Annotated in this window: 12 protein-coding genes; 4 read left to right on the top strand and 8 right to left on the bottom strand. The window is 69.3% G+C overall.

Going from position 1 to position 13,324, the window contains the following annotated elements; translation table 11 throughout:
- Positions 1-16: 16 nt before the first annotated feature.
- Positions 17-664 carry an RNA polymerase factor sigma-70 gene (locus X946_RS00700; protein ID WP_038743067.1) on the bottom strand — a complete coding sequence of 216 codons (648 nt, stop codon included), beginning with the start codon at positions 662-664 and terminating at the stop codon, positions 17-19.
- A 201-nt stretch (positions 665-865) separates the two neighbouring features.
- Here X946_RS00700 and X946_RS00705 point away from each other — a divergent pair, with 201 nt between their 5' ends.
- Positions 866-1,513 (top strand): aspartate/glutamate racemase family protein, encoded by a 648-nt coding sequence (locus X946_RS00705; protein ID WP_038743068.1) that lies wholly within the window; start codon positions 866-868, stop codon positions 1,511-1,513.
- Positions 1,514-1,651: 138 nt separating this feature from the next.
- Here X946_RS00705 and X946_RS00710 read toward each other — a convergent pair whose 3' ends face one another.
- From X946_RS00710 to X946_RS00745, 7 genes are all read right to left on the bottom strand, one after another.
- Positions 1,652-2,398 carry an SDR family oxidoreductase gene (locus tag X946_RS00710; protein ID WP_038743069.1) on the bottom strand — a complete coding sequence of 249 codons (747 nt, stop codon included), beginning with the start codon at positions 2,396-2,398 and terminating at the stop codon, positions 1,652-1,654.
- Positions 2,395-3,939, bottom strand: a complete 1,545-nt coding sequence (locus X946_RS00715) for an FGGY-family carbohydrate kinase (RefSeq protein ID WP_038743070.1) — start codon at positions 3,937-3,939, stop codon at positions 2,395-2,397. The genes X946_RS00710 and X946_RS00715 overlap by 4 nt, the downstream gene beginning before the upstream one ends.
- Before the next feature lie 32 nt (positions 3,940-3,971).
- A complete protein-coding gene (locus X946_RS00720) occupies positions 3,972-5,063 on the bottom strand; it encodes an alcohol dehydrogenase catalytic domain-containing protein (RefSeq protein ID WP_038743071.1) in 1,092 nt (363 codons plus the stop codon).
- A 331-nt stretch (positions 5,064-5,394) separates the two neighbouring features.
- Positions 5,395-6,438, bottom strand: coding sequence for an ABC transporter permease (locus X946_RS00730; protein WP_038743073.1), 1,044 nt, complete (start codon positions 6,436-6,438; stop codon positions 5,395-5,397).
- Complete coding sequence (locus X946_RS00735; protein ID WP_442854582.1) at positions 6,431-8,092, bottom strand: sugar ABC transporter ATP-binding protein; 1,662 nt, start codon at positions 8,090-8,092, stop codon at positions 6,431-6,433. The genes X946_RS00730 and X946_RS00735 overlap by 8 nt, the downstream gene beginning before the upstream one ends.
- On the bottom strand, positions 8,086-9,036 hold the full coding sequence (locus X946_RS00740) for a substrate-binding domain-containing protein (RefSeq protein WP_038743074.1): 951 nt from the start codon (positions 9,034-9,036) through the stop codon (positions 8,086-8,088). The genes X946_RS00735 and X946_RS00740 overlap by 7 nt, the downstream gene beginning before the upstream one ends.
- Before the next feature lie 99 nt (positions 9,037-9,135).
- Positions 9,136-10,125: an AraC family transcriptional regulator gene (locus X946_RS00745; protein ID WP_038743075.1), complete on the bottom strand. Its 990-nt coding sequence runs from the start codon at positions 10,123-10,125 to the stop codon at positions 9,136-9,138.
- 573 nt (positions 10,126-10,698) lie between these two features.
- Here X946_RS00745 and capA point away from each other — a divergent pair.
- From capA to X946_RS00755, 3 genes are read left to right on the top strand one after another with little or no spacing between them, the layout of a single operon-like run.
- Positions 10,699-10,842, top strand: a complete 144-nt coding sequence (gene capA / locus X946_RS32940; protein ID WP_145986771.1) for a capistruin family lasso peptide — start codon at positions 10,699-10,701, stop codon at positions 10,840-10,842.
- A gap of 52 nt (positions 10,843-10,894) precedes the next feature.
- Positions 10,895-11,614 carry a lasso peptide biosynthesis B2 protein gene (locus X946_RS00750; protein ID WP_038743076.1) on the top strand — a complete coding sequence of 240 codons (720 nt, stop codon included), beginning with the start codon at positions 10,895-10,897 and terminating at the stop codon, positions 11,612-11,614.
- Positions 11,550-13,298: a lasso peptide isopeptide bond-forming cyclase gene (locus tag X946_RS00755; RefSeq protein WP_038743077.1), complete on the top strand. Its 1,749-nt coding sequence runs from the start codon at positions 11,550-11,552 to the stop codon at positions 13,296-13,298. The genes X946_RS00750 and X946_RS00755 overlap by 65 nt, the downstream gene beginning before the upstream one ends.
- The last annotated feature ends 26 nt before the right edge of the window (positions 13,299-13,324 follow it).

Raw genomic sequence — 13,324 nt, forward strand, 5'->3', positions numbered from 1 at the left:
TCGCGCGCGCATTTTTTTACCGGCCGCGCGCGCGGCCGCCGCAGAACGCCGGGCATGCGAGCCCGCGCTCGGACGCGTCGACGCACGCCATGCAGTGCCGCTCGGCGTCGCGGACCATGAAATGGACGAGCGTCTGCGATACGTTCAGCGCGCGCGCGGCGCTTTGCAGCGTCTCCTCGCGCAGCCGCACCATCTCGAACGCGGCGCGGCTGCGCGCGGGCAGTTGCGCGAGCGCGTCGTACACGTGGCGCAGCGTGTCGCGCACGACGAGCGCCGCCTCGGGCGACAGCTCCGGCGAAGGCACGTCGAGGCCGTCGTCCTCGTCGGCGTGGTAGGTGTTCTCGAGCGTCTGGCGGCGGCACGCGTCGATCGACGCGTTGCGCACCATCCGCGTCACGTATGCGACCGGCTGCCGGATCGCCTCCTGGTTCGGGAAATCGACGAGCTTGACGAACACGTCGTGCACGACGTCCTCGGCCCGGCTCGCGCAGCCGACGAAGCCGCGCGCGAGCTTGACGAGCATCGGCCGGTTCGCGACGAGCACGTCCACGAGCGCGCCGTGCGCGGGAGCGGACGCCACGCGCGGGCCAGGCGGAAGCACCGCGTGCGAATCGGGGATCGGTAACGGTTTTGCCGGCGCCGGCCGGGCGAGCACTGCCGCCATGGATTCTCCAGATGTTTGCCCAATGGCGGCAATCTAACGTAAACGCGAATCGTTCTCAATCTGATTTATTTATAACCTGATAATCTCGCGGGATATCTCGTATTGCGGCGCTTCGGTCGTCAATCATTGCTGCGGATGCAACGATGACGGTACGATGCGGCATCCGCCCTTTCCATCGCGTCCGTCGCGACCCTTCCCTCGATGCCGCTCATCGCATGCCTGCACACCGCCGACAGCAACGTGCCGCTCTTCGAACAGGCGGCCGCCGCGCTCGGTCTTGCGCCCGGATCGCTCATGCACGGCGTGCGCTCCGACCTGCTCGCCGCCGCCGAGCGCGCGGCCGCGGCCGGCGCCGGCCTGCCCGAATCGGTCGCCGGGCCGACCCGCGCGGCGCTCGTCGCGCTTGCGCGCGGGGCCGATGCGGCGCTCCTCACGTGCTCGACGCTCGGGCCGAGCGTCGACGCGCTCGCCGCGCATCCGACGCCGATCGTGCGCGCCGACGCGGCGCTCGCTCGCGCATGCGCGCGCGCCGGCCGGCGCATTGCCGTGCTGTGCGCGGCGCCGAGCACGCAAGGGCCGACTCGCCGGCTGTTCGAAGCGGCGGCGCGCGGCGCGGGCGCGCAAGTGGAGGTGCGAATCGTGCCGGACGCATGGGCGCGCTTTCATGCGGGCGATGCGGCCGGCTACCGCGCGCGCCTCGCGCAGGCGGCCGACGCCGCGTACGCGCAGCGCTTCGACGTCGTCGCGTTCGCGCAGACGTCGATGGCGATCGCCGCGCCGGACGTGACGCTCGGGCCGCCGCCGCTCACGGTGCCGCAGGCCGCGCTCGCGAGCCTTCTGCGCGCGTGACGTGCTCGTGATGCGCGGCGGCGCGAGCGGGCCCGCCGGCGTGCGCGGCCCCCGCGCCAGGCGTCCGGCGCGCCTCGCCCTCTTCGCCCTCTTCGCCCGCATTGCCCACATTGCCCGCCACGCGCCGAACCGCCCGCGCTACCGCGCCGTGTAGCCCCCGTCGACCGGCAGCGCGACGCCGCTCACCATCGCGGCCGCATCGCTCAACAGGAACAAGATCGGCGCCACGACGTCCGCTTCGCTCGCGAAGCGCCCGAGCGGAATCGACGCGAGCATCGGCCGGCTCAGCGCCGGATCGCTCCACGCCGCCTCGGCCATCGGCGTGAGCGTGACGGTCGGATTCACGCTGTTCACGCGGATGCCGTGCGGCCCGAGCTCGACGCACAGCACGCGCGTCATCGCGTCGAGCGCAGCCTTCGACGCGCAATAGCTCAGATGCGACGGCAGCGCGACGAGCGCCGCCTGGCTCGACACGTTGACGATGCTGCCGCCGCGCCCCGCGCCGATCATCGCGCGCGCGACGCGCCGCGCGACCCCGAACGCGCCGCGCGCGTTGACGGCCATCACGCGGTCGAAGTCGTCGGCCGTCGTGTCGATCGCCGCGGCGAGGCTCGTCACGCCCGCGCAGTTGACGAGCCCGTCGAACGCGCCGCGCACCCGCGCGCCGGAAAACGCCGCGCTCACCGATGCGTCGTCGCCGACGTCGAGCTCGAGCGGCTCGCAGCCGGTCTCGTCCGCGAGCCGCCCGAGCGCGCCCCGATTGCGCGCGGCCGCGACGACGCGCGCGCCGCAGCCGCGCAGCGCAACCGCCGTCGCGCGGCCGATCCCGCTCGACGCGCCCGTCACGAGAAACGACCGGCCGTTGAAATCGAAGGCGACGCTCATGATGTCTGCAATCCGTGCATGAAGGGCTTGAGCGCCGGGTAGAGCCCGGCGTAGAGCGAGAAGCGCGCGTCGTGAAGCGCCGTGCGCCGCGCGTCAGGGCGCGCGCGCTCGGCGAGCGTGACCCAGCCGCGCCGCGCGGCGGCGCGCGACACGAGCCCCGCGCCGAGCGCCGCGAGCAGCGCCGCGCCCATCGCGGCTTCGACGTCCTCGGCGATCGTCCACACCGGGTAGCCCGTGATGTCCGCGACGGTCTGCATCCACAGATCCGAATGCGCGGCGCCGCCGACCACGACGAGCCGCTCGTCGAGCGCGAGCGCGCCGGCCGCGCCCGCCGCGATGTTGTGCCTGAGCGCGTACGTGACGCCTTCGAGCACCGCGCGATACAGATGCGCGCGCGTGTGATAAAGCGACAGGCCGACGAACGCGCCGCTCGCCTTCGCGTCCCACACGGGGCTGCGCTCGCCCATCAGGTACGGCAGGAACATCACGCCGTCGCTGCCCGCGCTCACCTGTGCGGCGGCGGCTTCGAGCAGGCGATGTGCGTCGCCGCCCGGGCTCGCGCGCGCGGCCTCGATCTCCGCGTGGCAGAACTGCTCGCGAAACCACGACACCGACGCGCCCGCCGCGATCGCGCCGCCGAACACGTACAGGTCGCGCCGGCCGTCGAACACGTGCGGCATGCTGACGAGGCCGCGCCGCGCGTCGGTCGTCTCGGCGATGTAGCCCCAGCACATGCTCGTGCCGATCATCGCGACGTGCCGGCCTCGGCGTGCGGCGCCCGCCGCGAACGTCGCGACGGCCGCGTCGACGCCGCCCGCGATGACGGGCGTGCCGGCCGCGAGGCCGAGCTCGTCTGCCCATCGCGCGAGCAGCCAGCCCACCGCCGCGTCGGAATCGACGAGCCGCTCCGGCATCATCGTCGCCGGGATGCCGAGCATGTCGAGCGCCTCGTCGGACCAATCGCGGCGGCCCAGGTCGTAGACGCCGCCGATGTTGCCCGCCGCGCTGTGGTCGACCGCGAGCTCGCCCGTCAGCAGATACGCGACGTACGCGTTCGGCGGCACGAAGTAGCGGACGTTCGCCCACACGTCGGGCCGCTTGTGCCGCAGCCAAAGCATCTTCGTGTAGCCGTAGTAGCTGTCGACGCCGTTGCCCGTGATCTCGCCGAGCCGCTCGACGTCGACGTGCGCGCGCACCCAGTCGACTTCGTCGGTCGCGCGCCGGTCCATCCAGATGAGGCACGGATGGAGCGGCCGCATGTCGCGATCGACCGGAATGCCCGAGCCGCCGTACAGGCTGCTCACGCAAAGCGCCTTGATCGACGCCGCGTCGATGCCCGCCGCGCGCGCGTCGGCCGCCACGCGCGCGATGCATTCGCGCACCGCGTCGAACCACACGGCGGGCCACTGCTCGGCCCACAGCGGCTTCGGCGTGTCCGGCCGGTACGCCACGGCGTGCTGCGCGACGATCGCGCCGTCGACGCCGGCCAAGATCGCCTTCGTGCTCTGGGTGCCGATGTCGACACCAATCACGCATTCCATGTCGCCTCCGCGTTTCGGTGAGCGGCGCGCGGTCAGCCGCGCGGCTTCATCAGCACCTTGATCGAGTCGAGCGAATTCGCGACCCGGATCGCTTCGTCCCACTCTTCGAGCGAGAAGCCGTGCGTGACCATGCCCGTCGACGTGACGAGCCCGCGCGCGAGCAGATCGATCGCGACAGGATAGCAATACGGGCCGAGATGCGCGCCGCGCACGTCGAGCTCCTTGCGATCGCCGATGATCGACCAGTCGAGCGTCGTGTCCTTGCCGAACACCGAGAACTCGACGAAGCGGCCGAGCTTGCGGATGAGGTCCATGCCTTGCGTGACGCCCGCGGGCACGCCGGTCGTCTCGATGTAGACGTCGCAGCCGTAACCGCCCGTCAGGTCGCGGATGATCGCGAGCGCATCCTCGCGCGCCGGATCGATCGTCACGTCCGCGCCGTACTCGCGCGCGAGCGCGAGCCGCTCGGCGACGAGATCGATCACGACGAGCCGCTTGGGCGTCTTCAGCCTCGCGACCTGCGTCATCATCAGGCCGAGCGGCCCCGCGCCCGCGATCACGACGACGTCGTCGAGCTGGATGTCGCCGCGATTCACGGTGTGGATCGCGCACGCGAGCGGCTCGATGATCGCGGCATCCTCGAGCGAGATGCCGAGCGGGATCTTGTGGACGATCGCGTTCGGCGGAATCCGCATGTATTCGGCCATCCCGCCGTCGGCTACCTCGCGCTGAAAGCCGAAGATGTGGTGGACCTCGCACATCCAGTACTCGCCCGACTTGCAATAGCGGCACTTGCCGCACGGCACGATCTGCTCGGCGATCACGCGATCGCCGAGCGCGACGCCGAAGTGCTCGGCCGCGCCCTCGCCCAGTTCCTCGACGTAGCCGAAAAACTCGTGGCCGGGAATCACGGGCGCCTTGACCCACGGGCTCGGGCCGCCCCAGAACATCTTCGCGCCGGAATGGCACTTGCAGTCGCTCGCGCAGATCCCGCACGCGCCGATGCGGATCACGAGCTCGCGCGTGCGCGCGCGCGGCTTCGCGACGCGCTCGACGCGGTAGTCCTCGGGGGCGTGGCAGACGATCGCCGTCATCTGCCGGGTTTCGTTGTCTCGATTCGTCATGGTCTGGGCTTGTCTGGCTGGGTTCAATGAAAAGGGATGCCGGATGAAACGGCCGGCGAGCGGGCAACGCCCGGGCGGCCGATGCGCGAGGCGCGCGTGCTCGGCGTTCCGCGCGCCGCGTACGTCACGTGCGCGGCCCGCGCGGCGCAAGCCGCATCGGCCGCCGCTTGCCGCGACGCGGCGCGGCGCGTGACGTGCATGACGCACGTGAGGTGCGCGACGCGCGTTGGGTGCATTGGGTGCGTTGAGTGCATGAAGTGCGCGACGCGCGCCGTACGCGTCGCCGCCGCGCGCAGCGTGCGCATCGCGTGCGTCACTTGCGTCAAGTGCATCACTTGCGCCGCTCGCGGCCGATGTAGATCGCGAGCAGGATGATTCCGCCCTTGATCACGTTCTGCACGTACGGATTCACGCCGATCATGTTCAGGCCGTTGTTCAGCACGCCGAGCAGCAACGCGCCGACGAGCGTGCCGACGATCGCGCCGCGCCCGCCCGCGATCGACGTGCCGCCCATCACGACGGCCGCGATCGCGTCGAGCTCGAAGCCGACGCCCGCGTTCGGCTGCCCGCTCATCAGGCGTCCCGTCAGCACGAGCGCGGCGAGCGCGGACGTGAGCCCCGCGAACGTGTAGACGACGAGCTTCACGCGCGCGACGCGCACGCCGGAGAGCCGCGTCGCGTGTTCGTTGCCGCCGATCGCGTACACGTAGCGGCCGAACGGCATGCGCTCCAGCATGAGCCACGCGAGCGCGTAGACGGCGAGCATCGCGACGACGGGCGTCTGCACGCCGAGCACGTTGCCGCTGCCGAAGAAGCGGACCCAGTCGGGCAACCCGTCGATCGGATAGCCGCCCGTGTAGATGAGCGCGAGGCCGCGCGCGATGCCCATCGTCGCGAGCGTGACGATGATGGGCGGCATGCCGGCGAACGCGACGAAAAAGCCGTTCGCCGCGCCGAGCGCGACGCCGGCGCCGACGCCCGCGGCGAGCGCCAACGCGCCGTTCACGCCCGCGACGAGCAGGCCCGCCGTCAGCGTGCCCGACAGCGCCATCACCGAGCCGACCGACAGGTCGATGCCGCCCGTCAGGATCACGCAGGTCATCCCCACGCCGATGATCGCGTTGATCGACACCTGCCGCAGCACGTTCTCGAGGTTCGCGGCGCTCAGGAAGCTCTCGCTCGCGAACATCATCGCGACGCACACGACGGCGAGCCCGACGAGCGGATAAAACGTCGTCGAGCGCCTGAGCGCGGCGAACGCGCGCCGCGCGCGCACGCCGGCGGGCGGCGGCGCGCCCGGGCCCGCGGCCGGCGCTGCGCCCGCGGCGGCGGGCGCGGAAGAGGAAGACGACGGCGGCGTCGTCCGCTCATGCATGTTCATGATTCGCTCCGCGTACGTCTGAAGTCGCATAAGTCATCACCGTGTTCGGATCGATCGCGTCGCCGTCGAGGATCGCCTCGATGCGGCCCTGCCGGAACACCGCGACGCGATCGCACATCCCGACGATCTCCGGCAGCTCGCTCGAGATCAGCACGATCGAATAGCCGCGCGCGGTCAGCTCGCGCATCAGTTGATAGATCTCGGCCTTCGCGCCGATGTCGATGCCGCGCGTCGGCTCGTCGAAGATCAGGATTCGCGTGTGGTGGTTCAGCCAGCGCGCGATCACGACCTTCTGCTGGTTGCCGCCCGAGAGCGTATCCACGCGCGTCTCGGGCGTCGGCGCCTTCACGCCGAGCCGCTTCATCAGCTCGCGCGTCGCGCGCGTCTCGGCTCCCGCGTCGATGAACCAGCGCAGGCTGCGGTGCTTGCCGAGGTTGTTGATCGCCACGTTGTGCCGGATCGAGAATGCGGTGATGAGCCCTTCCGTTTTGCGGCTCTCCGGCAGGATGCCGATGCCTGCGGCGAGCGCGTCGGCGGGGTCCGCCAAGCGCACCGCGCGGCCGCGCACGCGCATCTGCCGCACGCGCGCGGGCTTCGCGCCGATCAGCGCGAGCGCGCTCGACGTGCGCCCCGAGCCGACGAGGCCCGCGAAGCCGAGGATCTCGCCCTCGCGCAGCGCGAAGCGGTTCACGGGGCCGTCCTCGCGCACCTGCAGCGCGTCGACTTCGAGCACGAGCGCGGCGTCGCGCGCGAGGCGCGGCTTCGGCGCAAAGGTGTTGTCGATCCGCCGGCCCACCATCATCTCGACGAGCGCGCCGACGTCGGTGCGCGCGCACTCCGTCGTGCCGACGTACTGCCCGTCGCGCAGCACGGTGATCCGGTCGCACACCTCGAAGATCTCGTCGAGATGATGCGAGATGAAGATCATCGCGACGCCCTGGCGCTTGAGCTCGCGCATCACGCCGAACAGATGCGCGGCCTCGGCGGGCGTGAGCGTCGCGGTCGGCTCGTCGAGGATCAGAATCCGCGCGTCGAGCGACAGCGCCTTGCCGATCTCGACGAACTGCTGCTGCGCGACCGACAGCTCGCGCACCGGCGCCGACAGATCGATCGCGACGCCGAGCCGCGCGAAAATGTCCGCCGCCGCGCGGCGCATCCGCGCGCGGTCTCGCAGCCCGAGCCGGTTGCGCCACTCGCGGCCGAGGAACAGATTGTCGACCGCGTTCAGATCCGGAATCAGGCTGAACTCCTGGAACACGATGCCCACGCCGGCCGCGATCGCGTCGTGATAGTTCGCGAAGCGGCGCGGCGCGCCGTCGATCGTGATCGTGCCTTCGTCCGGCTCGTAGATGCCGCACAGGATCTTCATCAGCGTCGACTTGCCCGCGCCGTTCTCGCCGAGCAGCGCGTGAATTTCGCCGCGCGCGACGCGCAGATCGATCCCCCGCAGCGCAACGACGCCCGGAAACCGCTTCGTGATGCCGGTCAGCGCCAGTATCGTGTCCATCGCATCCTCGCTCGCGCGCGCCGCGCCGCGCCTGCCGTCCGTCCGCGCGAGCGCGCCGGCCGCGGCGGCTCGGCGCGCGTCGCCCGCTTCGTCCATGGCTTCGTCCATGCCGTCGGCCTCGTCGCTTCGCTCGCTCACCAGCTGAAGCTCTTCGCGTTGTCCTTGTCGATCAGCTTCACGTCGACCGGAATCGTCTTCGGCACGTTGGCGCCCCACTTCTTCGCGAGCCCGATGCCGATCGCGAGGCGGATCTGGTCGCGCGGAAACTGCGCGGACGTTTCGATGAACTTCGAGTTCGGCTTCTGTATCGCGGCGATCGCCTCGGGCGCGCCGTCGACGCTCGTGAGCTTGATGTCCCTGCCCGACGCGTCGATCGCGGACAGCGCGCCCATCGAGCCGCCGTCGTTGACGCTGAAGATGCCCTTCAGCAACGGGCGCGCCTGGATCATGTTCTCGGTGACGGTGAGCGCGCTCGCGCGCTCCTGCTTGCCGTTCTGCACGTCGACGATCTTCACGTTCGGGAATTTCGCGAGCGCCGCGCGGCAGCCGCGCACGCGCTCGAGGATCGGCACGACCGGAATGCCGTCGAGGATCGCGACCTCGCCGCTGCCGCCGATCGCCTTCGCGAGGTAGTCGCACGACATCGCGCCCGCGTCGAAATTCTTCGAGCCGACGAACGAATCGACCGGGCCGTTCGCGTTCGCGTCGACCGCGACGACGACCGCGCCCGCCTTCTTCGCCGCTGCGACGGCCGACTGAATGCCCGTCGAATCGGTCGGATTCACGAGCAGGATGTCGATCTTCTTCTGCAGCATGTCCTCGACGTCGCTCACCTGCTTGCTGACGTCGTGATGCGCGTCGGTGACGATCACCTGCGCGCCGATCGACGCGGCCGCTTCGTTGAGCGCCTTTTGCATCGTCACGAAGTACGGATTGTTGAGCTCCTGGAACGTCATGCCGATCTTGAGCGGCGCCGCGTGCGCGGCGCCCTCGCCGCCGGCGAGCGCGATTGCGAACGCCGTGGCGCGCAGCGCGCGCGCGGCCCGGTTGCCGGCGGCCGGCGTCGAGGAAGCGGTAAGCATCATGGTTGTCTCCGTTTTCTAGGCATGAGCGCGCCCCGCGCGCCGCTCGGGCGGCACGCCGAAGACGCGTGACTGCTGGGTTGCTCGGGAACGCGGCCCGGCTCAGCCGGACAGCAGGACTTCGGAAGTCGGCCGGGCGCCGCCGCGCGCCTGCTCGGCGGGCACGATCGCCGGCGCGTCGGCGATGCCCGCGCCGCGCTGCGCGGCCGCCTCCGACGCGTCGCGGCTCGCATCGTTCAGCGCCTGATAGCGGCGAAATCGCGACGGCGACATGCCCTTCACCGCAAGGAACTGGCGATTGAAGTTCGACAGGTTGTTGAAGCCGCTCCTGAAGCAGATGTCGGTGACGCTCGCGTCGCCGTCCATCAGCAACTGGCACGCGAGATTGATGCGCATCCGGTTCACGTACTGGACGAACGGCAGGCCGGTGTGGCGGCGAAAGTAATGCGAGAACGCGCTCACGCTCTGCCCGGCGAGCCGCGCGAGATCCGTCTCGCGCAATTCGTTCGCGAGGTTCTTGCCGATGTATGCGAGCACGTGGTTGATGCGGGTCGACGCGAAGGTCGACGGATCGGCTTCATACGCGGGGCTCGCGAGCAGCTCGCGATCGGGCGCGTCGACGAGGAGCTGCAGCATCGACAGGAACAGCACGATGCGCCGCAGCCCGCGCGCGTGGATCAGCTCGGCGAAGAGCGGCTTGACCGCGTCGCTCGTGCGCGCGCCGAACTGCACGCCGCGCCGCGCGTCGGCGAGCAGCCCCTCGACGTGCCGCCACTCGGTGAAACTGTCCGCGCAGCGCGCGGCGAACGCCTGGCCGAACTGCACGACGAGATTGCGCTCGGCGATCGTCTTGCCTTCCGGCACGTCGCTGACCCAGTTGTGCGGCAGGTTCGGCCCCATCAGCACGAGATTGCCGGGCCCGAAGCCGCCGACGTAATCGCCGACGAACATCTGGCCCGTCGTCTCGACGATCAGATGCACTTCGAACTCCGGATGAAAGTGCCACCGCACGGTGCGGTACGGGTAGCCATGCGACCACGCCTTGAACGACTCGCCGCGGCGCACGTCGACGACTTCGAGATCGGGCTGCACTCGCTCCTCCTATTCTCCAGGCCACGGCGCGCGGGGCGCGTCTCCGGTGCGGCGCGCATCGGGCCAGCGCCTTTCGCCGTTCGTCTTGTGTAGTGCGAACGATAGCCGCCGACCGTGCGGCGGGCCACTAAAAATCAGACACCCGACTGGTATTTTTTTGAAATTGGACGAATGCGGAGGGCGCGGGCGTCAAATTTGGTGCGAAGCAGCAGGCTTCGCGCGCGGCCGGCGGCGCGCTGACGCATCGCCGGGCGCGGCAGTTCGGCGGGATTGCCCGGCGCTGCCGGGCGCGCCGATCTCCGTGATCGCGAAAGCGCGATCGCCGATAAGCAATGCGAATATTATTTTGTTTCCAAATTCCGGAATTCAGTCGACAAATCCGGATTTCCATTTTCAATCAAAGATAAATCGTCCGCACGAGATAAATTATCGAATTCGCGTATATAAAATTACTTCCGAAAAGAAAAGAATATTCCGATTGAATTTCCTTCCGGGCGATGCTATAAACCTAACGCCGGCACCTTACTAACACGTAAGGAGGTTGGCGAATTCGATACTTTTTAGGAGATTAAAATGGTTCGACTTTTGGCGAAGCTTCTCCGTATCACGGCCCAAGGCTCCAGCGGCGTCAGCCTGGACGCGGTTTCCTCGACGCACGGCACGCCGGGCTTCCAAACGCCGGACAATCGCGTCATTTCGCGCTTCGGATTCAATTAATTAGCGATTCGTGAAACCGGTGGGGCATCGCGCCCCACCGGAACAAACAGCCATGATGCTAGCCCGCCGTTGTCATGTTGCGGTATTCGATCAAGCGATCGTCGCACTCGATATGCGACGGTCGCGTTATTTTCTTTATGACGAAGCCTGTGCGAAGGCTTTTTCCGACCATTATCTGGATTTCAAGCCAATCGATGCGCCGCGCGCATTGGGGCCGTTGATATCCGACCGAATTATCGTCGCCGAAGCGCTGGCGCCCGCCCGAAGCCGCATCGCCGATTACCGCGGGTGGGGCTTCGACACGTTCGACTCGGGCATCTGGGCAAGCCGGGCGCTCGGCGAGCGCAACGCGTCCGGCTTCGAGTGGCTGCCGTTCTGGCGCATCGTGCGCGGCGCGGCGTCGCTCAAGCTGCGCGGCTTTCACGCGCTTTCCGTGCTCGAGCGGCTCGACGCCCGCCCCGCGAACGGCGCGCCGGCGCGCGGCAACGACGCGTCGCACACGGTCGAGCGCTTTCTGCGCGCGTCGATCTGGTCGCCCTTTCGCATCACGTGCCTGCAAATGTCGCTCGCGCTCGCCACGCATCTGAGGCGGGAGAACGTGCCCGCTCAACTCGTGATCGGCGTGAGGCCGATGCCGTTCGTCGCCCATGCTTGGGTCGAAGTCGACGGGCGCGTGTGCGGCGACGAACCGGACCTGAAAAAGAGCTATGGCGAAATCTATCGAACGCCCCGACCCGACGAACGCGCCGCCCCGCTCGGGCTGGCGGCTTGAACGGCGCGCGTGGACGGATGCAATCGGCTATCGCAGCCTGCTGTCCGGCGAAGGCGGCCCCGACCGGCCGATCGGCGTCACGCTGCTCGAAGCCGGCGGCCGCGGCCGCGCGTACCTGCGCGACACGCACTCGAACCTCGATCGCGCGCTCGCGCGCGCCCGCACGCTGCCCGATGCGCGCGAGGTCGTCACCCGCTTCGTCTGGGGCGCGTACATCGCCGTGCTCGACGAAGCGGCGAGTGGCCGCCGCCTGTTCCTGCCCGACCCGCTGCATTCGGTCCGGCTCTATTACCGGACCGGCGAAAACGGCCGCGTCGACGTCGATCCGCAGGCGGCGAACCTGCTCGACGGCGCGTCGATCGACTGGAACCTCGACTACCTGATCGAATTCGCGTGCACGCAGTTCGGCCCGCTCGACGAAACGCCATTCGCGGCGGTGCGCACGGTGCCGCCCGGATGCGCGCTCGTCGTCGACGCCGACGGGCAATGCACGATCGAGCGCGCGTGGCTTCCGCGCGCGCACGCGGCCGACGATGTCCGCGCGTCGTGCGCGGCCGCGCTCGACGGCGTTTATTCGAGCATCGCGAGCAGCCATCCGAACGTGTGCGCCGCGCTGTCGGGCGGCGTCGATTCGTCCGCGGGCGCGATCTTGCTGCGCAAGGCGCTCGGCGCGGGCGCGCCGCTCGCGGCCGTCCACTTGTTCTCCACGTCGTCGCCCGATTTCTACGAGCGCGACATGGCGGCGCGCGTGGCCGATTCGATCGGCGCGGAACTCATCTGCATCGACATCGACTGCCATTTGCCGTTCTCCGAACGGATCGTGCAAACGCCGCCCGCCGCGCTGAGCCAGGACATGCTGTTTCTCGGCATCGACAAGGCGGTGTCGAGCGCGATCGGCCCCTCGTCGGTGCTGCTCGAGGGCCAGGGCGGCGATCTGCTGTTCAAGGCGGTGCCGGACGCGAACGCGGTGCTCGACGCGCTTCGCGGCAAAGGATGGTCGTTCGCGCTTCGCACGGCGGAGAAGCTCGCGACGCTTCACAACGACTCGATTCCGCGCATCCTGCTGATGGCGGCGAAGATCGCGCTGAGAAGGCGGCTGTTCGGGCGGCACGCGTCGGTGTCGCAGCCGACGATGTCGAAGCTGTTCGCGCCGCGCGCCGCGGCCCGGCAGGCGCGCGGCCGCACGCGGCGGGACCTGCGCGCGGACGCGCCGTCCGACGAGTCGATCTCGGTGCTCGACCGGTTCGTGTCGATCATGACGCCCGTCACCGACGCCGCGTATACGAGCCGGCTCAATCCGTATCTCGCGCAGCCGGTCGTCGAGGCGACATTCGGCCTTCCGAGCTACGACAGCTTCGATCACCGGAACGACCGGATCGTGCTGCGCGAGATCGCCTCGGCGCACACGCCCGTCGACGTGCTGTGGCGCAGAACCAAGGGGTCGTTCGGCATCGGCTTCGTGAAAGGGATCGTGTCGCATGACGACGCTTTTCGCGCATTGATCCGCGACGGCGTGCTGATGCGAAGCGGCAGGATCGACGAGGCCGAACTCGAACACGCGCTCAAGGCGGTGCGCGTCGGTCAGAATGCGGCCGCGATCAGCCTCGCGCTCGTCGGGTGCGTGGAGGTTTTTTGCGCATCCTGGCAGAATTTCGTCGCGAACCGGCGCGTTGTGGCATGCTGACGAAGCGTTTGGCCGCGCCCCGCATG

The organism is Burkholderia sp. ABCPW 111, from assembly GCF_000773065.1.
Classification (GTDB): domain Bacteria; phylum Pseudomonadota; class Gammaproteobacteria; order Burkholderiales; family Burkholderiaceae; genus Burkholderia; species Burkholderia savannae.